The sequence below is a fragment of the Photorhabdus khanii NC19 genome, assembly GCF_000517265.1.
Taxonomy (GTDB): domain Bacteria; phylum Pseudomonadota; class Gammaproteobacteria; order Enterobacterales; family Enterobacteriaceae; genus Photorhabdus; species Photorhabdus khanii.
The window spans coordinates 309,642-334,365 of sequence record NZ_AYSJ01000002.1; the positions used below are offsets into that span (position 1 = coordinate 309,642).

The 24,724-nt window shown below is 42.9% G+C and carries 23 protein-coding genes; 9 read left to right on the forward strand and 14 right to left on the reverse strand.

All coding sequences use genetic code 11. From position 1 onward, the window contains the following. Positions 1-724 precede the first annotated feature (724 nt). The 4 genes from PTE_RS01410 to PTE_RS01420 are packed head-to-tail and all read left to right on the forward strand — an operon-like array spanning position 725 to position 1,912. On the forward strand, positions 725-1,090 hold the full coding sequence (locus PTE_RS01410; RefSeq protein ID WP_245218981.1) for a hypothetical protein: 366 nt from the start codon (positions 725-727) through the stop codon (positions 1,088-1,090). A 23-nt stretch (positions 1,091-1,113) separates the two neighbouring features. Next, a complete protein-coding gene (locus tag PTE_RS26130; RefSeq protein ID WP_239002363.1) occupies positions 1,114-1,305 on the forward strand; it encodes a hypothetical protein in 192 nt (63 codons plus the stop codon). 51 nt (positions 1,306-1,356) lie between these two features. Then, complete coding sequence (locus tag PTE_RS26135) at positions 1,357-1,704, forward strand: AfsA-related hotdog domain-containing protein (protein WP_239002362.1); 348 nt, start codon at positions 1,357-1,359, stop codon at positions 1,702-1,704. Then, positions 1,697-1,912 carry a hypothetical protein gene (locus PTE_RS01420; protein ID WP_036842500.1) on the forward strand — a complete coding sequence of 72 codons (216 nt, stop codon included), beginning with the start codon at positions 1,697-1,699 and terminating at the stop codon, positions 1,910-1,912. Before PTE_RS26135 ends, PTE_RS01420 begins: the two co-directional genes overlap by 8 nt. A 241-nt stretch (positions 1,913-2,153) precedes the next feature. Here PTE_RS01420 and PTE_RS01425 read toward each other — a convergent pair whose 3' ends face one another. Both PTE_RS01425 and PTE_RS01430 read right to left on the reverse strand, forming a co-directional pair. Beyond that, on the reverse strand, positions 2,154-2,489 hold the full coding sequence (locus tag PTE_RS01425; protein WP_241826112.1) for an EamA family transporter: 336 nt from the start codon (positions 2,487-2,489) through the stop codon (positions 2,154-2,156). Further along, positions 2,422-3,297 carry a LysR family transcriptional regulator gene (locus PTE_RS01430; protein WP_239002360.1) on the reverse strand — a complete coding sequence of 292 codons (876 nt, stop codon included), beginning with the start codon at positions 3,295-3,297 and terminating at the stop codon, positions 2,422-2,424. The genes PTE_RS01425 and PTE_RS01430 overlap by 68 nt, the downstream gene beginning before the upstream one ends. Before the next feature lie 1,100 nt (positions 3,298-4,397). Between PTE_RS01430 and PTE_RS01435 the strand changes: the two genes are divergently transcribed. Next, complete coding sequence (locus PTE_RS01435) at positions 4,398-5,009, forward strand: LysE family translocator (protein ID WP_036842502.1); 612 nt, start codon at positions 4,398-4,400, stop codon at positions 5,007-5,009. 206 nt (positions 5,010-5,215) lie between these two features. On the opposite strand, the gene ybaL is transcribed toward PTE_RS01435, so the two are convergent. Together ybaL and PTE_RS01445 are read right to left on the reverse strand one after the other, a co-directional pair. After that, positions 5,216-6,922 (reverse strand): YbaL family putative K(+) efflux transporter, encoded by a 1,707-nt coding sequence (gene ybaL, locus PTE_RS01440; RefSeq protein WP_036842507.1) that lies wholly within the window; start codon positions 6,920-6,922, stop codon positions 5,216-5,218. A 241-nt stretch (positions 6,923-7,163) separates the two neighbouring features. Beyond that, on the reverse strand, positions 7,164-8,381 hold the full coding sequence (locus tag PTE_RS01445; RefSeq protein ID WP_036842510.1) for an MFS transporter: 1,218 nt from the start codon (positions 8,379-8,381) through the stop codon (positions 7,164-7,166). 253 nt (positions 8,382-8,634) lie between these two features. Between PTE_RS01445 and ushA the strand changes: the two genes are divergently transcribed. Further along, positions 8,635-10,293, forward strand: a complete 1,659-nt coding sequence (ushA, locus tag PTE_RS01450) for a bifunctional UDP-sugar hydrolase/5'-nucleotidase UshA (RefSeq protein WP_036842512.1) — start codon at positions 8,635-8,637, stop codon at positions 10,291-10,293. Positions 10,294-10,352: 59 nt separating this feature from the next. Here the strand turns inward: ushA and ybaK are convergent, their stop codons facing one another. The 3 genes from ybaK to copA form a co-directional block, all read right to left on the reverse strand. After that, positions 10,353-10,829, reverse strand: coding sequence for a Cys-tRNA(Pro)/Cys-tRNA(Cys) deacylase YbaK (gene ybaK / locus PTE_RS01455; RefSeq protein ID WP_036842514.1), 477 nt, complete (start codon positions 10,827-10,829; stop codon positions 10,353-10,355). A 182-nt stretch (positions 10,830-11,011) separates the two neighbouring features. Then, a complete protein-coding gene (locus PTE_RS01460) occupies positions 11,012-11,827 on the reverse strand; it encodes a TraB/GumN family protein (protein WP_036842516.1) in 816 nt (271 codons plus the stop codon). Between the two features lie 231 nt (positions 11,828-12,058). Then, on the reverse strand, positions 12,059-14,794 hold the full coding sequence (gene copA, locus PTE_RS01465; RefSeq protein WP_036842519.1) for a copper-exporting P-type ATPase CopA: 2,736 nt from the start codon (positions 14,792-14,794) through the stop codon (positions 12,059-12,061). A 142-nt stretch (positions 14,795-14,936) separates the two neighbouring features. Between copA and cueR the strand changes: the two genes are divergently transcribed. After that, entirely contained in the window at positions 14,937-15,335 is a 399-nt protein-coding gene (gene cueR, locus PTE_RS01470; RefSeq protein WP_036842522.1) for a Cu(I)-responsive transcriptional regulator, read from the forward strand. On the opposite strand, the gene PTE_RS01475 is transcribed toward cueR, so the two are convergent. The 5 genes from PTE_RS01475 to tesA all read right to left on the reverse strand — a co-directional run bounded on the left by PTE_RS01475 (position 15,329) and on the right by tesA (position 19,123). Continuing rightward, on the reverse strand, positions 15,329-15,784 hold the full coding sequence (locus PTE_RS01475; protein ID WP_036842524.1) for an NfeD family protein: 456 nt from the start codon (positions 15,782-15,784) through the stop codon (positions 15,329-15,331). The two genes, cueR and PTE_RS01475, sit on opposite strands and share 7 nt — an antisense overlap. Positions 15,785-15,786: 2 nt before the next feature. Next, positions 15,787-16,707, reverse strand: coding sequence for an SPFH domain-containing protein (locus PTE_RS01480; protein WP_036842526.1), 921 nt, complete (start codon positions 16,705-16,707; stop codon positions 15,787-15,789). Between the two features lie 22 nt (positions 16,708-16,729). Next, complete coding sequence (locus tag PTE_RS01485) at positions 16,730-17,587, reverse strand: co-chaperone YbbN (RefSeq protein WP_036842527.1); 858 nt, start codon at positions 17,585-17,587, stop codon at positions 16,730-16,732. A gap of 67 nt (positions 17,588-17,654) precedes the next feature. Then, complete coding sequence (locus tag PTE_RS01490; protein ID WP_036842528.1) at positions 17,655-18,440, reverse strand: SDR family oxidoreductase; 786 nt, start codon at positions 18,438-18,440, stop codon at positions 17,655-17,657. A 50-nt stretch (positions 18,441-18,490) separates the two neighbouring features. Further along, on the reverse strand, positions 18,491-19,123 hold the full coding sequence (gene tesA / locus PTE_RS01495) for a multifunctional acyl-CoA thioesterase I/protease I/lysophospholipase L1 (RefSeq protein WP_192903230.1): 633 nt from the start codon (positions 19,121-19,123) through the stop codon (positions 18,491-18,493). Between tesA and ybbA the strand changes: the two genes are divergently transcribed. Together ybbA and ybbP are read left to right on the forward strand one after the other, a co-directional pair. Next, positions 19,094-19,780, forward strand: a complete 687-nt coding sequence (ybbA, locus tag PTE_RS01500; protein ID WP_036842533.1) for a putative ABC transporter ATP-binding protein YbbA — start codon at positions 19,094-19,096, stop codon at positions 19,778-19,780. The genes tesA and ybbA overlap by 30 nt on opposite strands. Beyond that, positions 19,777-22,209: a putative ABC transporter permease subunit YbbP gene (gene ybbP / locus PTE_RS01505; protein ID WP_036842536.1), complete on the forward strand. Its 2,433-nt coding sequence runs from the start codon at positions 19,777-19,779 to the stop codon at positions 22,207-22,209. Before ybbA ends, ybbP begins: the two co-directional genes overlap by 4 nt. Positions 22,210-22,314: 105 nt before the next feature. Here the strand turns inward: ybbP and PTE_RS01510 are convergent, their stop codons facing one another. Beyond that, positions 22,315-23,370, reverse strand: a complete 1,056-nt coding sequence (locus PTE_RS01510) for an LLM class flavin-dependent oxidoreductase (protein ID WP_036842538.1) — start codon at positions 23,368-23,370, stop codon at positions 22,315-22,317. A gap of 61 nt (positions 23,371-23,431) precedes the next feature. Then, the gene (locus tag PTE_RS01515; RefSeq protein ID WP_036842539.1) at positions 23,432-24,706 is read right to left on the reverse strand and encodes an MFS transporter; all 1,275 of its coding nucleotides are present in this window, start codon (positions 24,704-24,706) and stop codon (positions 23,432-23,434) included. Positions 24,707-24,724 lie beyond the last annotated feature (18 nt).

Below are 24,724 nucleotides of genomic sequence, written 5' to 3' on the forward strand. Positions count from 1 at the left end.
AAAGGGATAAAACAGTTAGCTTGGCAGGATTTAATCCCTGAAAAATGAGGGATGATTAACGTTGATTAAAGGTAAAACGCGATATCCGATGATGATTAAACTTAATAAAAATCAGGCGGTAAAATCAATGAAAACAACGATGAAATTTTATACCGATTAAAACCATAAGTTAAGACAGTGAATTTTAATAACAGTTTAAAATGCCAAGGTAGAATCCCACTTTGTTTACCCTGCTATATTTAATTCATTTATCGGCGACTTTATACTCCGCTTATTTTACGTTTACCTAAATTGCCATCATCATTTAAAAGCGTAAATACAGCAGCATTAAAACTCTTATATCAAGGAGGGACTAACTCACAGAATGAACTTTTAAAAAAGAGAGTTAATGACCTTTAATAGAAAAACATAACCAAAAATAACAATTAAAAAACACAATAAAATAATATTATCCGAACATTAACAACGAAACAATGAAAAACGGATCCAAATACGATTAAGGTTAAAAAAATTAATTGGACTTGGAANAATAAACTNNCACCTGAGTTTCGTTATGATAAACAATAGCGGAAAATAATAAAAAACCATCACTAAAATGAAAGGGNAATGAAGGATACAACTTCGTTATCTGCCATCTATTGATGAAATAAGCGAAAGTGAAAACGAATTAGAATCGGCATTTAAGAGTTTTTCTTCAATATTAAGCGGAGATATTCGCCGTGAATTGGTAAAATTTGTTGAAGCGCCAATTGACTCGGAAGATGATCTTCCTGTTACAGAATATATTCAACTTCGCCATGTAGAAGTACCGGCAGAAAATTATAAACAATACCGTCAATGGCGTGAAGAGACAATCTTTAATGTAGTGCGGGAAAATAAAGAAAAAATTACCAGTTTTGAAGCCTACCTCTCTCTGATTAGTGGTCAACCTGGTGTTATGTTTATTTCGGCATTTAATGTAGATAAAGAAAGCTATTTAGAAGTGTTTACCAATGAACGTTATCTGAACATTATCCAGCAAGCTGGGGATAACTACATTACAGGTGGAAATGGTGGTCTTTATACACGTATTTATCGTTCTATTTCTTGATGTTTTAAAATCTGGTAGCGAAAATGAAAAATACAGCAGAGTGTAAAAAAATAGTCGTTGTAGGGGACAAATTTAATGCATTTGCCAATGGTAAAGATGTCGTTACCATTAGCCAATTGGATCTTATTACACAAATCCCTGCTCATATTATTGATATAAATAAGCAGTTTATTGTTGGTCAGGGAATAAGATATGATTTTGCAGAAAAAATATGAGATAATCAGAAGAGAAACCAGTGCCATAATAACGAAATAGACCTAACTACTTTGCAACAGTTAACCGTTTCGAGGAAAAATGAATACTCCCATAAAAAAATAACACATAATACGGTGATAGGTGTTGCAGAGAAAGTGAATAAAAATTTATTTTCTTTACCACTATTAATTGATGAACGTTGTGAGTTAATGGCTGACCACCAAACTGGACAACATATTCAAGGGATGATTTTAATTGAGGCTTGCCGTCAGACTTTTATAGCTGTGACAGAAGAATTTTATATGTCAGATAAAGTAGGACAGTCTTATTATGTCATCATGGCTAACGAAATCACTAAGGCTATTTTGCAGACTCAATACATAAGCACACAAGCTGTTGAGGAAAATGTGTATGCCTGAAAAATACGGCCAAACTGAGATCGGAAGTGGCAGAAGTCATAGGTTGTTTAACCAAAGATTGATATCGACGGTTGAGCTGGGCGTTGAGCCCGGCGATGGAAAAGTTGAATGCATACTGAATATCAGTACCATTTTTGGCGAAATTTGTGTAGATACCTATGCTTTAGGAAAGGGAGGATATCAAGCAAGGCTAGAATCTCAGGGATAGTTTTTATTGATTCAACTAAATCTCGGTTTGGCATAACTTGAGTATTCTCTGTCATTGTCAGGTAATCAGGGAGATAACGATTCATCAAACCGTGTTTGAAAAGCAACGGTAACTAATTAAATTTCAGCGAATTACCATTTTAATTACAGCAGTTACCCATCAGGTTTTGAGAAAACGGGGGGCAGTATATCTCCATTTTCCCAAGCCCCCTAGAAAACAAACAACTAATTATTGTAGATTATTATTTTGCCGGCAATCCTTTAGATATAAACCACGAAGTAACCACCCCCTGTCCTAAAAGCTCCCCTGCAATGGTGATAATTATTCCAATAACTTGCGCTAAACTTGGAATATCCCCCATCGTTACTTGTATACCAAGAGCAAAAATTGGAACGAAATTGGAAAATATCGCTGTTTTTCCTGGTCCTCTAGTAGCAATACCTATATTCCAAAAAAGATAGGCAAAAACGGAACCGGCGATCCCCATGTAGACACTCGCCAGATGACTCTCAAGTTTTCCTGAGAATAATGAAGGAACCGGTGATTCCACAAAAATGGCAATAATAACCAATATCATTGTCTGACTTATCTAACTTGCGATAGCACAGGCCTTTGCGCATTGATACACACATTGACTGTGGCATCAGTGCCATTCCTTTCCCTCTGGCTATATTAGCCAACATGATCAATGAGTCATCAGGTTTTGGTATTCGCTTCAAGGGAAATGGTAACTTTTGAAAATAGGCTTCGCATTTACCGTAGAAGCCAGGATTCGCTTTACGTGAAAACCAATATAAAGGTAAATCAGCTACATCCTTTAGTGAGACTCTATCGTTAAGGCTTGCAGGATGGAAGGAGGGAAGAGCTAGCATTAACGGTTCACGATAAAGCCAGTAAAAACTAAATTCTTGTAAATGGCTAAGAGGTTTTTCACCTACTAAGGCAATATCCAGCTTCCCACTTCCTAGCATTTGCAGTAATTGTTTTGAGATCAATTGATGAGAGGATATTACATTTGTATCGTCTAGTAATTTAAAGGCAGGATAAATGGAAGGAATGAGGCTGGAATCTAGCGTACGTGTGATTCCAATTTTTACTGTACAACTTTCTCTATTTATTTCTCTGACCAAATGACCCAATTGGTTTATAAGTTCTCTAGCTTGTTTTTCAAATTGAACGCCCACCTCAGTCAAATAAACTTGATGAGTATTTCGGGTAAATAAAGAACAATCGAGCATTTCTTCTAAGCACTGGATTTGCCGAGTCAATGGGGGTTGAGTCATGAGCATCCGTTCAGCAGCCCGACGAAAGTTTAATTCATGAGCAACAGCGAGGAAGCATTGTAATTGTTTAATTGTAGGAAGTTTTCTATTTAAATAATTCATTTTTATATTTCAGCACCGTTTCCAAGATATAATAAGATCGAAGCGATTATAGTGATTGGTATCAGCTTAATCTTATCTATGTATTATATTAAGAGAAGTAATTACTCTTTGTTATTAATTGGAATTAATTAACTATTAAATTAATTCAATGGGCGAATTTACTTAACATGGCAGTAGTAGTGGAACAATTAAGTTTAGTCACTTAAAGACGCTGTAACATTGTCGCTATGATGGGATATATTGATATTAATCTTTTTATCTAATAATTTTGTATAATTAAATTTTTTATGCTGCATTTTTACATTTAATTTTTTATTTGGAATTTTTCATCATTAAAGCGATATGACTATCATCTTTCATAAAAAAGTGATTTTGGTGATGACTATTTTTAACTATATCAGTAAAATACCTAATATTAGTTATATGTGGATTGAAGGTAAGATGTTTCTGCAATATTCCATCATTCGATTCGCCATTTCATATTTTGTGCATAGTATCAATACATAGATTAGAGTTTTTCTACTCTAGTTTCGATGGTACAGCTTTAGATATGGTTAATAATTTATAAAGATTATTCAGGGAGATATTGCTTTTCTGCCGTAATTTTTTGACTTTTATATTAATGTTGATACAAGATTTTTTCAGTCTTGTTTGTTATTGGATTGAAACCATTGGGATGTATCTGAATATACATTGAGATTATTAGCATTTGAACAAAGGATGAAGTTAATAGCTGCCAAGGTAAAATAAAGCACCTAATGACTATATTTTTATATGGCTAATTTTATAAAAAAGAATTATATGGTATAACTCTTACTAAGGTGTTTATATATAATTTGAATTGTGTGTTATTGTCTAATGATATTATTAGGCGTTTTTGTGATTATATAATAACTGACCTTGTGGCGATTATGGGATTGGTTGTTTCAGGGTTGAGAAATATCTTTTTGGTATTAATTAATAGCTGGAAAGAGAAAGTAATAGCATTTAATGACCATGATTTTATATTGTTAATTTGAAAAAAAAGAAGTATATAATAGAACTTATACCAAGGATTTCCTATATACACTTTAAATGATAAATTATTATCTAAGGATACTATGAGTAGTTATTATGATTATGTGAAAATTGCCGGCATGTTGACTATGGTCTTAATGATGCCTGGACCGACAAATACCCTTTTAGTATTATCTGGATATTCACATGGTTTTATTAGCACTCTCAGGCTGGTATTGGCTGAGATGTTGGGTTATCTAATAGCAATTAGTTTATGGGGATTATTGTTATCCATAATTCCTCAGACTTTCATATGGTTGATATTAGTTTTAAAGCTTTGTGCTTCAACATACATTGCTTATCTGGCTTTTAAAGTTTGGCATTTTTCATTAAGCAAAAATGGGGTGAAAGTCTGTTTCAACGTTGTGTTATTTACCACTTTACTTAATCCCAAAGCTTTTGTATTTGCTACATATGTATTACCTTTTACTGCGTTCACTCAGTGGGTAGATTATATCTTTTCCATGACGACTTTTGTTTGTGCGTTGTTACCCGTTTCCCTGATTTGGACGGGGGTGGGAAAAATACTATATCGGGAAGGACAGGAAGCGGGTCGTTTAAAACCTAATCTGTTTTATCGTTTTGCTTCTTTAGTACTATCCGTTTTCTCATTCTCCATGTTTTATTCCTCAATCAAGGGTATTTTATATCTCTGATATAATATTGAGATTTGATATTGTTTTCCTATTTTTTTTAAAAAAAAGAAGAGTTATCCAAAAAGATACTGGAGACTGTCGAATTCGTGTTTGATTTTCTCTGTTCTAAAATTGAGTAAAATGGGTCATGGGATATCTCATATGATAAAAGTCATGACCCAGCTCGGTTATGGATAGGAAATTATTCCATTATCAGCGGCATTTCCTCAAAGCGATGGCGAAGAGGGCGATACAGAGGGAGGTTCAACTGGATAACCTTGTTCACCATTTACCAGCACATTTGCCATTGTTTTGGCAATTTCGTGTTCGCCAATAATGACATGGCTAGCTCCACGCTCCGTAATATAGGTAACTTCGTCATCATAGTCAGCACGGACAATAATATTAATATCCGGGCGGATTTCTCTTGCGCTGGCGACAATCTCACCTGCTTCATAACCATTAGGGATTGTTAGTAATAGGGAACAAGCACAGTCCAGGCGTGCCAGCGACATTATATCTTTGCTGGCGGCGTTACCCATGACTGCACTGATACCTTGTTCTCCCAGTTCCTCAAATTTGGCTCTGGTATTTTCAATCACAACCAGAGGGAACCCGTTTTCCTGCAAGCGTTGGCATAGTAAGCTACCCGTGCGTCCGTAGCCGACAACAATAGTGTGATCACAGATATTGACAGGAATTTGCGTCTCTTCTTCCAGAGTTTCTTCCAGTAGTTGTTCTTCAATTGTTTCTGTTTTTTCCAGATAACGATCCAGCAGGCTAAACAGAACTGGGTTTAGCATGATAGAAACAATCGCACCAGCCAGAACAAGGTTACGGGCATTTCCGTCAAGCAAGCCAAGTGCAACGCCAAGACCCGCCAGAATAAAGGCAAATTCACCGATTTGTGCCAGACTGACCGAAATCGTCAGCGCAGTACGGCGTGAATGACCGAACATCTTTACCAGCAACATTGCAGCGGCAGATTTACCGATAATAATAATTGCCAGCGTTGCCAGTATCTCGAGAGGTTGCTGAATCAGTACCATCGGATCAAACAGCATACCAACGGATACGAAGAACAGAACAGCGAAAGCATCTCGGAGTGGCAATGTATCTTGAGCAGCCCGGTGGCTGAGTTCTGATTCGTTCAGTACCATACCGGCGAAGAATGCACCTAGAGCGAATGAGGCATCAAATAGCGTAACGGCACCGTAAGCGATACCCAGCGCGATAACCAGTACGGCAAGGGTAAATAGTTCTCTGGAGCCGGTACTGGCGGTTTTTGCCAGTACCCACGGAATTAGACGGCGGCCAACAACAATCATCAGCAGAATAAACGCGATAACTTTTCCGACGGTAATGGCGAGTTCCATAAATAACTGCCCAGCATTGGCTTCGTGATTACCCAGAATACCGGCAGCCGCAGGCAGTAATACCAGTGTCAGGACCATCGCCAGATCTTCAACAATCAGCCAGCCGATAGCTATTTGACCTCGTTGGCTATCGATCAGTTGACGCTCTTCCAGCGCTCGTAACAGAACGACAGTACTGGCAGTTGACAGGCAGAGACCAAAGACGATACCGCTAAATAATTCCCAACCCAGTATTGCTGATAGCCCTACACCAAGTAGTGTTGCTACCAATATTTGCGCAATAGCACCGGGGATAGCGATGGATTTTACTGCCAGCAGATCTTTGAGTGAAAAATGCAGCCCGACACCAAACATTAATAAGATAACACCAATTTCTGCCAGTTCCGGTGCCAGTGATGCGTCAGCGACAAAACCGGGGGTGAAAGGACCAGCGAGTACACCGGCGGTAAGATAACCAACCAGTGGTGAGATTTTCAGACGTTGTGCCAGCATACCAAGCAGATAAGCGAGGACGAACCCGCCAACGAGAGTGGTGATAAGTGGTGTCGAATGCTCCATTAAGACTCCTTCTTGCTGAGGCTATTAAATAGAATAGTGAAGAGGTAGGTGTAACCGTATCTTATAGGTAATTCGAGGTAAATTCGCTAAAAAAATGAATAAAACATCAAAAAATATGGATTGAAAGGATTAAACTACCCGTAACATCGATTTGTATTGATCTGTTTGAACATTTATGAGGTATATAAAGGTTACTCCCACATAAAAAATAACTTTTATGTGGGGCTGTTTGGCGATTTTTTTAGTTCTTATCTTCTATATTAGGTAATAGTGCGGTAAATATTCCAAGTAACGGCAGAAAAGCACAAATCTGATAAACTAGTTCAATACTTGTTCTGTCCGCAATGTAACCTAGTACCGCGGCGCCGATACCTCCCATACCAAAAGCTAGTCCGAAAAACAGGCTGGATACCATCCCGGTTTTACCCGGAATAAGCTCCTGAGCATATACCAGGATTGCAGAAAACGCAGATGCCAGAATCACACCAATAATCACTGACAGTATGCTTGTCCAGTACAGAGAAGCATAAGGCAGAATCAATGTAAAAGGTGCAACGCCAAGGATTGATATCCAGATAACGTACTTTCTGCCAATTTTATCACCAATAGGTCCGCCAATGATGGTCCCTGCCGCGACTGCGAATAAAAAGATGAACAGATGAAGCTGGGCATTTTGTACAGAAATGCTAAATTTGTGCATTAAGTAAAAAGTGTAATAGCTGCTGATACTGGTGAGATAAAAATATTTGGAAAATACTAAGATCAACAGAATAGACAGAGAACTGATCACTGTTTTTCTTGATAAAACTTTAACAACAGGGGCAGTTTTGGCTTGATTTTTTTTGGTATGATTTTGGGTCTTATACCATTTACTGACCTGCAACAGCACGACAATTCCCAGTAATGCAGCCAGAGAGAACCAGCCGACATTGCCTTTACCATAAGGCGCGATAAACGCAGCCGCTAGCAAAGGCCCGAGGGAAGTGCCAAAATTACCGCCGACTTGAAAAAGAGATTGAGCCAGCCCGTGGCGCCCACCGGATGCCATGCGTGCTACGCGTGACGATTCAGGGTGAAATACCGAAGAGCCGGTGCCAACTAATGCAGACGCTAATAAGATTATCGGGAAACTTTCAGCATAGGCCAGCAGTAACAGACCTGATAAGGTAAAGCTCATCCCAATGGGCAGTGAATAGGGTTGTGGATGTTTATCGGTATAAAGACCTATCAGTGGTTGTAATAAAGATGCAGTAATCTGGTAGGTTAGTGTGATCATACCAATTTGCACAAAACTCAGGTTGAATTCTGATTGCAGTAAAGGATAAATCGCCAGAATCAACGATTGGATCATATCGTTCAACAAGTGTGAAATACTGATCGCACCAAGAATAGTAAAAACGGTATTCCTGGTTTTTCTTGCATGAGGTGGAACTATGGTGGTGTTGCTCTGTTCGCTCATATTAACTGCCAACCTATCTTATTTGGAAGTGAGTTCATTGGTTATTTGTTGCACTTAAATATATATTAGGCTGATAGTTGATTTTTTACTATCTCAGAGAATAGTTTGATAAGATGTTCGAAAAGATGAAACTAAGCATGTTCTAATAGTCGCATAAGTGACCTATCCCATAGAATTATCAATAAATCCCGCCTTGTTAGCTTCTTAAGCTGTTTTTGCATGGCAATTCACTAAAAAAACATGGAGATATACCATGAGATTTTCGTTTAAGACCTCAGCTTGCGCTTTGGTTGTTTCTATGACACTACTTCCAGCAATCGCAAATGCATGGGAAAAAGACAAAACCTATGACATTACTATCTTGCACACGAATGACCATCATGGTCATTTTTGGCATAACGACTACGGCGAATATGGTTTAGCCGCTCAGAAAACGGTCGTTGATGAAATCCGTCAGGAAATCGCCAAAAAAGGCGGTAGTGTGTTACTGCTCTCCGGCGGAGATATTAATACCGGTGTACCAGAGTCCGATTTGCAAGATGCAGAGCCTGATTTTAAAGGTATGAACCTGGTGGGCTATGATGCGATGGCATTGGGCAACCATGAGTTTGATAATCCTTTGCAAGTGTTGCTTCAACAGGAAAAATGGGCAAATTTTCCCTTCCTTGCGGCTAATATTTACAAGACAAGCACTGGTAAGCGTTTGTTCAAGCCTTATACCATTTTTGATAAGCAGGGTGTAAAGATTGCGGTTATCGGACTGACCACCGATGATACGGCTAAAATCGGCAACCCTACTAATTTCCCAGATGTTGAATTTCGTGTTCCCGCGACAGAAGCCAAAATAGTGGTTGAGGAACTGAAGAAAAATGAAAAACCAGATGTCATTATTGCGGCAACGCATATGGGACACTATGACAATGGTAATTATGGCTCCAATGCACCGGGTGATGTTGAAATGGCGCGTAGTTTGCCTGCCGGTTATCTGGATATGATTGTCGGTGGTCACTCACAAGATCCGGTCTGTATGTCTGCGGAAAATAAAAACTACAAACAGATCGATTATGTACCAGGAACGCCATGTTCGCCTGATCGTCAGAATGGTACTTGGATTGTTCAGGCGCACGAATGGGGCAAATATGTTGGTCGTGCTGACTTCCAGTTCCGTAATGGTGAATTAAAGCTGACTCACTATCAGTTAATCCCCATTAATCTCAAGAAGAAAGTAAAAAAGGAAGATGGTTCTTCTGAACGTGTTTATTACACTCATGAAATTGCGCAAAACCCGGAAATGATGAAGTTGTTGATGCCTTACCAGGATAAAGGTGATAAACAACTTGGCTTAAAAGTGGGTTCTGTTGAGGGTAAATTAGAAGGTGATCGCAGCAAAGTTCGTTTTGTTCAGACTAATATGGCCCATGTCGTACTTTCTGCTATGATGGAACGCGCTGATGCTGATTTTGCGATTATGAGTGGTGGTGGTATTCGTGATTCAATTGAATCAGGCGACATCACTTATAAAGATGTGTTGAAAGTGCATCCATTTGCTAACACATTGGTTTACGTTGAGATGAAAGGCAGCGAAGTTGAACAGTATCTGGCGACGATTGCGAATATGAAAGTTGATTCTGGCGCTTATGCTCAGTTCGTGAATGTCAGTCTGGTTGCTGATGGTAAACATGTTAAAGAGGTAATAATTGGTGGTAAGCCATTGGAGCCAAATAAAATTTACCGCATAGCAATGCTTGATTTTAACGCTATCGGTGGTGATGGTTACCCACGTATTGATAATTACCCAACTTATGTCAACACCGGTTTTGTTGATGCAGAAGTTCTGAAAGGCTATATCGAAAAGCACTCACCACTGAACGCGGCTGATTATGAGCCAAAAGGTGAAATTGTTTATCAATAATCCCTGACAAGGTGATGAATTGAAAGGGCTGCCAATCTGGCAGCCCTTTTTTGCAGAGATTAACCTTTTGCTATATCGGCAAAAGTACCATTCAGCAAACGACACAGATCAGCAGGTGCCAGCTCAATATCTAATCCTCGTTTACCGCCAGTGATAAACATAGCCGAGAACTGTTGCGCCTGGTTATCAATAACCGTTGGCAAGTGTTTTTTCTGTCCTAACGGGCTGATCCCACCGAGCAGATAACCCGTGATTTTTTGAGCTATGTATGGATCAGCCATATCTGCCTTTTTGGCTTTAAAGACTTTGGCGACCTTCTTTAAATCCAGTTGACCTGAAACGGGGGTGACGGCGACGACCAAATTTTTAGCATCACCATTAAGTGCGACCAGCAACGTTTTAAACACTTGTCTGGCATTCAATCCTAACTTCTTAGCTGCTTCATCACCAAAGTTATGCTCATTGGTATCATGTTCATAGGGATGAAGAGTAAAGTTAACTTTTTGTTTTTCTAATAAAATGATCGCTGGTGTCATAATTTCATTACAGAAGATAATTTTGTAATCTAGGGTAACGGATGAAATAGAATTGTGAAATTGATATTCTGACTTTCGGCTCTGTTGCCTGTATACAAATGGGTAATACTCCGAATAATAAGAATAATGAAAATAACAGGTTATTCCTCTTTTGACTGGCCAATAGAAATATTGGCCTTTTTTTAGCTCTGTCCTTCCATTAACATCTGAGGCAAATTACCCTCACCATATAAGTGCAAAGCTCCGACAGCGATCAAATACCGTCCGGCAGGTAATTCCCGTAAGCGCTGATTCCATTGCTTATTACGTTCAGTCATCAGCAGTTGATATATTTCTTCACTGAAAGTTGTTGGTAAAGCATGTTTTTGTTGCTCAGGCGGATAATCCATCCACCAACTTATCATCGTTTGTAAAGCGCAGGCATTGGTGTACCAATGGGCTAATGTATCTTCCAATAGTGGCAGGCCGTTATTCGGTATTTGATTGAGCAAACTAATCTGTGAATCAGCACCTTCCAGTTCAATAATGGCTTTCCCTTGTGCTTTAGCTGCATTCAGCAACTGATAATCGATACCATAGTGAGGGGATAATCCAAGATTTTGCGCTTGTTCAGCCTGTAAAATTAAAGCAATTTGCCATGAGGGTAATAAATTAAGCCATTCTTCCTGTTGCCGGATTTCATGGCAGCAGCGCTGAAAATCTTGATACATTTCAGAAGATAGACGTTGTTCAATACGGGAATACGATTGAAACTCGTCATCATGAAATGGGAAACTTGCCTGAGTAATATCTGCTTCTACAATTAATGTATCGGATTGATTAAGCCGCTCCATTAATATTTCTGGAAGCGGAAACATATTTTCCGTGCCCATATGAATACTGCCTACCAGATGCAGATATCGGCCTCCAGTCAGTGTAATATCACAAGCTGGATAAGGATAACGGCGTGATGAGTTCAGCCCCAGCATATTGGTAAGGTATTTAATCAGTCGTCCCATTTGAACTCCAGTTCAGCATTTATTTTTTAGGCTAACTCTATTTCAGGCTAATACTATAGCTGTACTTCTGCTGTATCTTCATTGAATATTCCTTTACTGTTATCAACATACAAGGAAATTTTCTCTCCCTCCTTCATTTACCTTGCCAGCCGCAGGGGCTGAGCACGAAGACCCTGTTATTGGGGCATTCCTTGACTAACATCATCAAAGCAGACTCATTTCTCTGGTGATTCAGAATTTAGGCTTAAACCTCAGTAATCGGTTAGCGTTACTTACCACCGTAATTGAAGAAAGCGCCATCGCTGCACCTGCTACCACCGGATCTAACAATGTTCCGGTAAAGGGATAGAGCACACCGGCGGCAATTGGAATCCCTAATGTGTTGTAAATAAATGCGCCCAACAGGTTCTGTTTCATATTACGCAGCGTTCCTTTAGACAGTTCAACCGCATCAGCCACACCATGCAGACTGTGACGCATCAGTGTTATTGCTGCGGTTTCAATAGCGATATCACTACCACCGCCCATCGCTATCCCAACATCAGCTTGTGCCAGTGCGGGCGCATCGTTAATACCATCTCCCACCATAGCAACCTTGTGGCCTGCCGCCTGAAGCTTCTGAATAGCTTCGGCCTTGCCATCTGGTAGTACACCTGCGATCACCTGATCAATACCCGCTTCTTTGGCAATTGCATTGGCAGTAACTGGGTTATCTCCGGTCAGCATCACTAAACGGTAGCCTTGATGATGTAATCGTTTCAGTGCGCTAAAGGTGTCTTCACGCAATGGATCACGAATTGATAGCACTGCCGCCGCTTTGCCTCCTGCCGCCAGAATAACCGGCGTGATACCTTTCTCAGCCTGTTGAGCAATCAGCGGTTTTAATTCCTGTGTATCAATCTGATTTTGTTCCAGCAATGCCTGATTACCCAGCAACAGTGCTGTATCATTCACTTCACCACTGACACCCAATCCCGCCAGAGTACGGAATTGTTCAACTTGTGGTAATTCCAGTCCTTCGGCTTTGGCAAGAATGGCTTTGGCTAATGGATGGTTAGAACCACTTTCCAGTGCGCCTGCCCAAATTAATACATTTTGTTCACTGTATCCGTTAAAAGTATGGATATCAATAATTTGTGGCACACCTTCAGTCAATGTACCGGTCTTATCGAAAACAAGGGTGTCCAGTGTGCTGGCTTGTTGCAGGGCATCAGCATCCCGTACCAGAACACCAAATTCCGCTGCCCGGCCAACTCCGGAGATAATTGACATCGGTGTAGCCAGCCCAAGAGCACAGGGACAGGCAATGATCAGCACCGTGGTAATAATGACCAATGAATACATAATTTGTGGTGCCGGACCAACAAAATACCAAATGGCACCTGCCATCACGGCAATTGCCACGACAACGGGAACAAATACTGAGGAAATTTTATCTGCTAACTGACCCATCTCGGGTTTACTGCTTTGTGCCTGACGTACCAATTTGATAATCCGCGCTAATGTCGTCTGGCTGCCGACAGCGGCGGCAGTAAACAGTACAGAGCCATCCTGCACAGTTGTACCTGCGTGAACGTTATCGCTTTTAGATTTTTGCTGTGGGATTGACTCACCGGTCAGCATTGCCTCATTTATCCAGACTTCACCTTGAATGATTTCACCATCAACCGGAACACGATCACCCGTCGTCAAACGCAATGTCATTCCCAGTTTAACATCAGCCAAAGGTATCTCTTTTTCACCATTTTCTGTCACCACACGGGCGGTGGGTGGTGTCAGATCCAGCAGGCGTTCCAGTGCTTTTGAGGAGCGCTGGCGGGCACGCTGTTCCAGAGCATGTCCCAGGTTTATCAAACCGATAATCATGGCACTGGCTTCGTAATAAAGGTGACGGGCTTGTGGGGGAAAAACATCCGGCCATAGATTGACACTGATAGAGTAAAACCAAGCGGCACCTGTTCCTAATGCCACTAGGGTGTCCATTGTGGCACTACCGTTTTTCAGGCTTTGCCACGCGTTGCGATAGAAATGACCACCAGCAAAAATCATTACGGCAAGCGTGATAATCCCGATAGTTAGCCAGATGTTATGGTTTGCCGGGGTGAGCATCATATTGTCGCCCATCATGCCCCATACCATGGCTGGAATACCGACAACCAAGGCTAATGCCGATTGCCAGCGGAAACGGCGCATATTGGCTTCAGAAGCTTGTTGCTGGCGCTCACGACGTTCAGTTTCGTCCTGGATCAGCTCTGCACCATATCCGGCTTTTTCCACGGCTTGAATCAGTGTGTCGGGTAATGCGCTGCCAGTAATCAAAGCACTGCGTTCAGCAAGGTTCACTCTGGCATTTTCCACGCCATCGACACTTTGCAATGCTTTTTGAACTTTGTTCACACAGCTGGCACAGGTCATACCATCCAGCAGTAACTGGATACTGTCATCTCTGTCACTGACCAGAAATACATCAGTTTTTTCGACCGGAATAGAAGAGGTTGCCGCTGCCAAAGGTTCCGGTCTGTTTGAAGCAGGTATTGTCAGCGGCTTAGATTTTGGGAGGTTTTGACCGGCAGCCAGTTTTGCGTGATAACCCGCCTGCTCAATGGCGGCAATCAACGTATCGGTATCGGTTTTACCATAAACTTTAGCGGTTTCAGTATTCACATTTGCGGCGATAACGCCATCTACGGCTTCCAGTGCTTTACGTGCAGTACCTGCACAATGCATACAACTCAGGCCAGAAAGTTCCAGTTCGACATCAGGCTGGCTGGCAATGGCGGCTTGGTAACCCGCTTCTTTAATCGTTTCTATTAAAGATTCAGGAGAGGTTTCGCCGGTTACTTTGGCATAATCAATAGTAATATCGGCTTGCTCTACATCGGCACGATTTTCCAGTGCTTTTTTCACACGGTTAACACAGTGCATACAGGAGAGTCCCTGTAATGTTAAAATAGTGGTATGTGACATAAAAAAATCTCCTAACACATAGTGATATAATTATTCTTCACATCGGTATGATAATTGATGATGATATCTACACAGTTCAAGTGAATTTCTGACTTGTTGCGAAGGTTAAACCTTCCCTCAAGGGTAAGGTCAAGGGGAAAAAATGAACATCAGTGAAATTGCCCAAAGAACCGGCCTGACCAGTAAAGCTATTCGGTTTTATGAAGAAAAGGATCTGATCACACCGCCGGAAAGAGGTGATAATGGCTACCGTTATTATCAGCAGAAACATATTGATGAGTTAACGCTGTTGCGTCAGGCGAAGCAGGTCGGTTTTACGCTTGAGGAGTGTCGTGAGTTTTTAGTGTTATTTCGAAATCCCAACCGTCACAGTGCCGATGTAAAAGCGGCAACGTTGCATAAAGTGGCTCAGATAGAAAAGACGATTAAAGAGTTACAGGAAATCAGAAGTAAGTTGTTAGCTTTGGCGGAAGAGTGCCCAGGAGATGATGGGGCGGCGTGCCCCATCATAGATCATTTGTCTGGTTGCTGTTCTCATTGAGAATCGACGGGTTTTACTTTCAGTGTAATGCCATCAACAGCGATGACTTCTACTTCGGTATTGGCGGGTAGTTCACTGTTACAATGAACTCGCCAGCTTCCATCAGCAAGCCTGATCCGGCTGTAACCATTTTCGGTATTCGCAATCAGTTTAGCCCGGGTACCGATGAGCTGGTGGTCTTTCTGGTTCAGCGTATCGCTGCCTTTTGACGGGCGGCTACGTAACCAGTAGCGCCATAGCACCGCAGAGAGCAGCGTCAGAGTTGCAAACAGAATACCTTGTAATTCCCAGTCTATTCCAGGTAGTAACCAGGTGATAAACGCAACAACGATAGCGGCTATACCGGTCCATAACAGATAGCCGCCGGTTCCCAGAAGCTCTGCGATTAACAGTAAACCGCCGAAAGAGAACCAAAGCCAGGTTGTTTGAGCCGCAATCTGTGCAATCATGGTTATTTACCTTTTTTGCTCTCGCCAATCAGTTCAGCAATACCACCAATAGCCCCCATAAGATTGCTGGCTTCCAGCGGCATCATAATCACCTTGCTGTTACCGGAGGCGCCAATACTGGTCAGTGCATCGGTATATTTCTGGGCAACAAAGTAGTTAATGGCTTGCATATTACCGTCAGAGATCGCGTCAGAAACCATTTTGGTTGCGCGAGCTTCTGCTTCAGCGGCACGCTCACGCGCTTCTGCCTGAAGGAACGCGGACTGACGTTCCCCTTCGGCTTTCAGAATCTGAGACTGTTTTTCACCTTCGGCTTTCAAAATCGCCGCCTGACGGATACCTTCCGCTTCCAGAATATCAGCACGTTTGGTACGTTCTGCTTTCATCTGGGCGTTCATAGCGGAAATTAATTCCTTCGGTGGGCGCACATCACGGATTTCAATACGGGTAATTTTCACGCCCCACGGGTTAGTGGCTTCATCAACAATATGCAATAGACGGCTGTTGATGGAATCACGCTGCGACAGCATTTCGTCCAGTTCCATTGAACCCAAAACGGTACGGAAGTTCGTCATAGTCAGGTTAATGATGGAGAGCTCAAGATTGCTGACTTCATAGGCGGCCCGAACAGGATCGACAACTTGAATAAAGCAGACTGCATCAATAGTCACATTGGCGTTATCGCGGGAAATAACTTCCTGTGAAGGAATATCCAGCACTTGTTCCATCATGTTAATCTTACGGCCAATGCGATCGATAAAAGGGATAATAATATGCAGGCCCGGTAATAAAGTCCGGGTATAACGGCCGAAGCGTTCTACCGTCCATTGATAACCCTGTGGCACTGTTTTTACGCAAGTAAATACAACCACCACTGCAATGAATATCAGAATAGGGACGGCACCAAAAGCAAATAAGTCCATAGCAATTCCTTAATCAAATAAATTAGTAAAGCAGCGAATAAACTTGGCGACGGTATTTCGACGCCAGAGCGTTACCGGTTCCCATTGCAGACATAATATCCATCATTGTTTTCCGTACTGCACCATTAGCGGCAGAAAGATCCTTTTTCAGGAAGCCCAATAATAGTTCCAGAGCTTCTTCATTACGGCTTACTTCATGCAATTTCAGAGCCAGCTTAACAGCCAGATCTGCATTTTCCGGTTGAGTGGAGAATTCCTGTTGCAATTGCTGGATCTCTGGTGTATCTGCTGCTTGCTTTTGTAACTCAATTTGAGCCAGTAAACTATGATAATGCGTGTCTTGATCCTGTAATGGGATAAGATTCAGAATTTCCTGAGCTTCTTCTATATTATTGAGCATAATTTGCACTTTGGTCAACATTAATGCGATTTCACTGTTTTTAGGGGCTAATTGCCAGGCTTCTTTTAACAGTGGCAGTGCTTCTTGGAGTTTTTCTTCTGCGATAAGTTCTTCGGCTTGGGCGGCTTTCAACTCTTCCGGCTTGGGCAATACGCGGGAAAGCATCTCTCTGATCGCATTTTCAGGTTGTGGCCCCTGAAAACCATCTACTGGTCGGCCTTGTTGCAGCATATAGACAGTAGGAATGGCCCGTAAGCCAAACTGTGAAGCGACCATTTGTTCTTTATCGCAATCTACTTTTGCCAATATAAATTGATCTGCATATTCTGCTGCCAGTTTATCCAGAATTACGCCCAATTCTTGACAGTGGGGGCTATGTTCAGACCAAAAATAAAATAAAACAGGTACAGTCATAGACTGTTCAACAGTTTGTTGCAGATTACTTTCGTTAACGTTAATTCCAGTTGTGGTTGATAGCATATAATTAGTCTCTTAAATTCGGTTGTCGTAGGGTCTTATTAAACAGATGAGGTTATTTTCCTGACTTTCAAGTTGTACCACTCTGTTTACTCAGTATTTTATCCATTAATCTTCCCGGCAAAATTCGGCGCATAATGGTTACAGCATGGGTTATCCAAGTAACCGGATAACGTAATCTAGGATTCGGACTTTCTAAAGCATGAATCAGTTTGCGCACAACGGCTTCGGGAGTCAGGGTGAAATGGCGGGCAATTCTAGAATTTACCACGGGTTTATCGCGTTGAGTCTGATTCACATTTTCTGCAAAACGTGTTTTTATCGGGCCAGGTACAATCAAGCAGGATTTAATTCCTGTTCCCGCCAATTCCATTCTTAATGCGTCTGACCATGCTTCTAAAGCATATTTACTGGCAGAATAAGCACCGCGGCCTGGGGTTGAAATCAGCCCCATGACTGAACTGGTTTGGATAATACGGCCTTCACCATGCAGTTGCATTGCTGGAAGTAATAAACAGGTAAGTTGATGTGTACCAAACAAATTGGTAGAGAATTGGCGTTCCAGTTGTTCACGGCTGATAGTATTTAGCGGACCATAAATACCAAAGCCGCCATTATTAAACAGTCCGTAAAGGCGACCATTGGTTAATCGGATCACTTCGGCAGCGGCACGTTCGACACTGATTTTATCATCAAGATCCAATGCGATAGGTTCCAGCCCTAATTCGCGCATATGTTGTAAATCCTCGGGTTTCCGGCAGGCGGCTAATACTCGATAGCCCCGTTGATGGAGTGTCTTGGCCGCCTCCAGACCAATTCCACTGGAACAGCCGGTGATAAGAACTGACTTTTGCATAACTTTACCTGCTTATATACATCAATTTGTAAAAACTGATGGTTTACTACTTAAGAATGATTAAGGTGTACTAATAATATGTCAGATATCCAGTCGGCGATAAACGGTTGAGCAGCCAGATTGGGATGTAATCCATCCTGTTGTACCCATTCTGGTTTAATAGCGACTTGTTCCATGTAAAACGGGAGCAGGGGAATTTGATTGTGTTCTGCCAGTTTGGGGTAAATCCCGGCAAAAGATTCGGTATAACGTCGCCCATAGTTTGGTGGCAGACGGATCTGCATCAATAAAGGCTGAATATTGGCTTGTTTCACTAAGGTGATGATTTGTTGCAGATCCTGTTCTGTTTGTTGTGGAGGAAAACCGCGTAATCCATCATTGGCGCCAAGTTCTATCAGGACCCAACGGGGTTTATGCTGTTTAAGTAATTCGGGCAGCCTTTCAAGGCCCTGAGCCGCGGTATTACCGCTGATGCTGCCGTTGATAACAGTGATTTTATTGCCGGATTTTTGCCACTTTTTGTCCATCAAAACAGGCCATGACTGTTCAACTGGCAGATGGTAACCGGCGCTAAGGCTATCACCTAGAATCAAAAGAGTATCAGCGGCAGTCGCTCTGGCGCTGAATAGCACCACCAGTAAAAGGAAGAGTAAATGGTAACGGGGAATATTCTTGAAGTTCAGCATCTCAGTAAGCACGTTGGTCAGGGGGAACATAGGATCACTATATTGCAGGGAGTCGGGTTGGTTGTCGAGCCTGCACAGACGATTGCTCTGGTGGGCGAATCGGGTTCCGGTAAATCCACGTTGCTTGGCATTATTGCCGGGTTGGATGATGGTAGTGACGGAGAGGTTCGGCTGCTGGGGCATAATTTAAGCCGGATGAATGAAGAACAAAGGGCACAACTGCGGGCTGAAAATGTCGGTTTTGTTTTTCAGTCATTTATGTTAATTCCGACGTTAAACGCATTGGAGAATGCCCAGCTTCCGGCTCTATTACGTGGCGAGTCTGAAAATAACAGCAAGAAACGGGCGGTTGAATTACTAGAGCAACTCGGATTGGGGAAGCGCTTAAAACATATGCCGGCACAACTTTCTGGTGGTGAACAACAGCGGGTGGCGTTGGCACGGGCATTCAGTAGCCAACCTAAGATTTTGTTTGCTGACGAACCAACAGGGAATCTGGATCGGCAAACGGGAGATCGTATTGCTGATTTACTGTTTTCTCTCAATCGTGATTACGCCACAACATTAATTCTGGTCACTCATGATAGCCAGCTTGCGGCACGTTGCCAGCGTTGTTTGCGGTTGGTTGATGGCAAATTGAGGGAAGAAAAATGATTTGGCGCTGGTTTTGGCGTGAGTGGCGCACGCCTTCTTTATTGATTGTCTGGTTATCTCTGACGCTGGCAGTGGCTTGTGTGCTGGCATTGGGAAGGATCAGTGATCGCATTGATCAAAGTGTTCATTACCAGAGCCGGGATTTTCTGGCGGGTGATTTAGTTCTGCGTGCCTCTTATCCAGTAGATGAAGGGTGGTTACAGCAGGCGAAAAACCTTGGGCTAAAGTTGAGCCGCCAGCTCTCTTTCTCCACAATGACTTATGCTGGGGACATTCCTCAACTTGCCAGTGTCAAAGCCGCGGACAGTCGTTATCCGTTATATGGTGAGCTGGTAACCCATCCTCCGGGTTTGAAAGCAGAAAAAGGCACGGTGCTGGTAGCACCTCGTTTGCTTGAACTATTGAAAATTAAAGTTGGCGATAATCTGGATGTGGGGGATACCACGCTCAGGGTGAGTGGAGAATTAATTCAGGAGCCAGACAGTGGTTTTAATCCATTCCAGATTGCGCCACGGATTTTGATCAATCTTGATGATGCGCAATCTACCGGCGCTATTCAGCCTGGCAGCCGTCTGACTTACCGTTATATGTTTTCTGGTGATAAAGAAGCGGTTTATCAATATCAACAGCTAATTGATCCCCAACTTAAGGCTGATCAGCGCTGGAATACCTTGAAGCAGGATAGTGGCGCGCTGGCAAAATCTATTGATAGGGCGCAGCAATTCTTGTTGTTATCGGCTTTGCTCACATTATTACTTGCTGTCGCGGCGGTAGCCGTATCAATGACTCACTATTGCCGTAGCCGCTATGACTTGATTGCGGTGCTTAAAACACTGGGTGCGGGACGTTGGGCGTTACGTAAATGGGTGATTGGTCAATGGCTGGTGATATTGAGTGCGGCAGCACTGGTGGGGGCGCTTCTTGGATTGATGTTTGAATATCTGCTGGTGCAGATTCTGGCGGCTATGCTACCGAAGACGTTACCACAAGCGGGATTCTGGCCGTGGATATGGGCATTAGGGGCATTATCGGTTATCGCTTTGCTGGTGGGGATACGTCCGTACAAACAGTTAATGGCAACCCAACCATCAAGGGTACTGCGTGATGATATTATCGCGCCCATCTGGCCGTTGCGCTATTACCTACCGTTGGTGGCGCTGGTGGTGATTAGCGGGCTGAGTCTGCTGGCTGAAACTAAGCCTATGTTATGGGCGTTACTTGCCGGCATGATGATTGTTGCGGTATCACTGGCCGTGCTCGGTTGGGGGGGATTGTGGCTATTACGTCATCTGAAATTCCGCCAGCTCAGTTTTCGTCTGGCGGTTAACCGATTACTGCGGCAGCCATTGCAGACGGTAACGCAATTGGCGGCTTTCTCTTTATCATTTATGTTATTTGCTTTGTTGTTGGTAGTTAGGGGAGATTTGCTTGATCGCTGGCAACAACAACTGCCAGCGGACAGTCCAAACTATTTTCTGATTAATATGACTGGACAGCAAATTCCACAAGTGGAAAATTTGCTGGCTCAGTATCAGGTTAAACCGGCGGAATTCTATCCGGTGGTATTGGCCCGTTTGACGGAGATTAATGGTCAGTCAGCAATAACGTGGGCAGATGCCAGAGAACCGGACAGCAACACTGTACGACGGGAATTGAACCTGACATGGAAAGAGGAATTGCCACCATTTAATGCTCTGGTAGAGGGCAATTGGCCACCCAAAGAGGATGAAGTTTCTATTGAGAAGGGGGTTGCTGAACGTTTGGCAATCAAAATCGGCGATAAACTGACATTCAGTGGCGATACGCAGCAATTTAGCGCCACAGTAAGCAGCATCCGGCAGGTGGACTGGGAAAGTTTTCGGCCAAATTTCTTCTTTATTTTCCCAAAACGGGCATTGGAAAATCAGCAACAAACCTGGTTGACCAGTTTCCATTATCAAGGGGATGGCCGATTGCTAACCAGTCTTAATCGCCAGTTTCCAACGTTGAGCTTGCTTGATACCGGTGCGATGATTAAGCAAATTCAGGGTATTTTGCAGCAGGTAGGCAGGGCGTTGGAGGTCATGGTTGGGCTGGTTATGGTATGTGGCGCATTACTCCTGTTGGCTCAGGTTCAGGTAGGGATGCATCAACGACAACTTGAGTTGGTGGTTTACCGTACCTTGGGTACCAGTAAGCCATTACTGCGCCGTACTCTCTGGAGTGAATTCGCTTTGCTTGGGCTAATGGCGGGTTTTACCGCGGCATTAGGTGCTGAAGTGGCGCTTTGGTTGTTGCAAACAAAAGTGTTTGATTTTCCATGGCAACCAGAGTGGCAAATGTGGCTCTTACTGCCAATCAGCGGCAGCCTGTTACTTTCGTCGTGTGGTAGTTGGCTGGGGATAAGATTGTTACGGGGAACGGGATTACACCGGCGGGTTCAGGGGTAAAAAGGCGATATTTGTAACATCCGGGGAATGGGTAAGATCGCCGATACGGGTGAACCCATTCCCAGGGAGATACGCCATATTATTTGCTGATCTGTTTATCGTTGTTTAAGCAAATTCGGCTCTAAGTTGTGGCAGGATTTTTGCGCCGAAAGTCGTGAGACCTTCGACATAATCAGGGAAGATTAACATAACGCCATCCAGCTCGCATTCACGCAGTAAATCTGACAATTGTCTGCGACAAGTTTCCGGGTTGCCGATAGCCGTGTGGGTCATAAAGGCATTTTGGGATCGTTCAACCATAGCATTGCTTTTTTCACCAACATCGACGCCGAAAATATGCATCATGTTCTTAACTGCGCCGATATCCAGGCCATCTCGATAGAACTGAGCCAGAGTTTCAGCTTCTTCATCTGTTTCGGCGCAGATAATCGTACACATACAAAAGGTCTTGGTGGTTGTACCGTATTCTGCCGCAATACGTTTGGCCATTAGGCTTATTTGCTGTGTCTCTTCTTCATCCTTACCGCCAATGAAACACACATCAGTATTACGTACACTAAAGCGCAGCCCACATTCTGATTGACCGGCACAGACCAAATAAGGACGTGGAACGGAAACAGGTTTAGGTTCAGAAACACAATTCTTCAAATTAAAGAACTCTCCTTGGTGATTAACCTGCTTCTCGCACCAAAGCCGTTTGATCAATTGGGTCCATTCTTCAGTCATTGCATAACGCTGATCGTGATCTAAATCACTATCCCATTCTCCCATTTGTTCAAATTCATCTTTGAATGAACCGGAGACAATATTCAACCCGGCGCGTCCATGACTAATCTGATCCAATGTGGCGATCATCTTAGCTGCCACGGCAGGATTATGCAGCCCAGCATGCATGGTCGCGATAAGTTTGGCATGATGAGTCACTTCAGCGATACCAGCCATCATCGTGACGGATTCCAGCGAACAACCCCAATGTTCCGTTTCACCGCTGAAGCCACGCCATTTGCTCATGGACATAATGAAGTCCAGGCCAATTTGATCAGCCAGAATAGCGGCTTCACGGTTTTGCTGATAAGAAGCATCTAGTGGTGGTGTATTTTTAGAAATAATCCACCCACCTTTAGCTATGGGCAGAAATACACCGAATTCTTTTTTTGCCATTATTAATTCCTTGTTTTTATGTTGTAAGGAATACCTTTTCAGGTCCATTTTATTTTTAAATTCAGTTAAGCAAGGTACTGTTATCAGAGTGTTTTTTCACTATTTGTGAAGGTGGTTGCATCGTGAATGTGATAATCAGAATGGTAAGCACGGGTATGGCAATAATGAAGAATGCGGGTGTAAAACTACCTGAATAATCTTTAATCGCTCCTACTAAGAAAGGGGCGAAACACGCGATAGTGGAGATCAGGTTCACCACCGAGAACAATTCTAGGTAAGGCTTACGCCCAAAGTAATTGAACAGTAATAGGCTGGATGCCAGAAAGGTCATGCCATAACCGATGCCAATACATAAAGTAAACAGGATTAAAAATGTCCATGAAGAGGCAGCACTTAGTGCGATAAGACCACAGATAATTATTGACAGACTGCCGATAAGAAGCTTTTTGGGATCGAGCCATTCACCAACAGCTCCTCCGGCAAATCTTGAAAACGCATTGATAAAAGCCAAAATACTGAGCGAGGAAGCGGCAACAGACTCACTGAATCCATTTTCGGTGATGTGGGCTACAGCAAAACTGTTAACGGTTATTCCGCACAGTAAGAAAGAGGTATAAGCTGCCGCAATGGCATAGAATTGCCACGTTTGCAGTGCTTGCCGGGCATTCCAGATTTCCTTGGTGCGATAGATGCTGGAAGGGGTTTGATCTTGTTGATTTTTACTGACTTGTTCCGCATGGGCATTTTCTTTTTTGCCTTCGCGCATCACTAAAATAGTCAACAGGCTGAACAGGGTCAGTAATACCCCGGAGATTGCCCAGTGCATGCGCCAGCTTCCCCAGAATACTGTTGCCAGGAAATAGATCCATGGGCCAAGCACACCACCTAATCCACCAATGGTGAAATAGATACCAAAGGCCAGAGACTGTTTTTCAAAAAGCCGGCTAATGACATAAGTTCCGGGAACGGTAGCCATAAGGCTAAAACCGATCCCCAGCAGCGTTGTGCCGGTGAAATAGGCGGTGATACTGTGGGTGTTGTAGAGAATGTAAAAACCGGTGATGAAAATTAGCGTACCGATCAGCAAAGTGGCCCGGACACTCGTATGGCGAATAAGCATCGCCGGAAGGTAACTGGACAGCCCACATGACAGGCCAAGTAAAGTGAATCCCAAACCTGCGTCAGTCCAACTCCAGTGTAATTCCTTGATCATGCTGGGTAACACAACGCCCAATGAGGTAAATGTCGTTGCGGTGACCAAAAAATAAACCAGACCCAAAAGTATCAGCAGGAGCCACTGATAAGTACGTCCGAACCTGTCATGTTGAATGGGCATCTTGACTCCATAATGGAT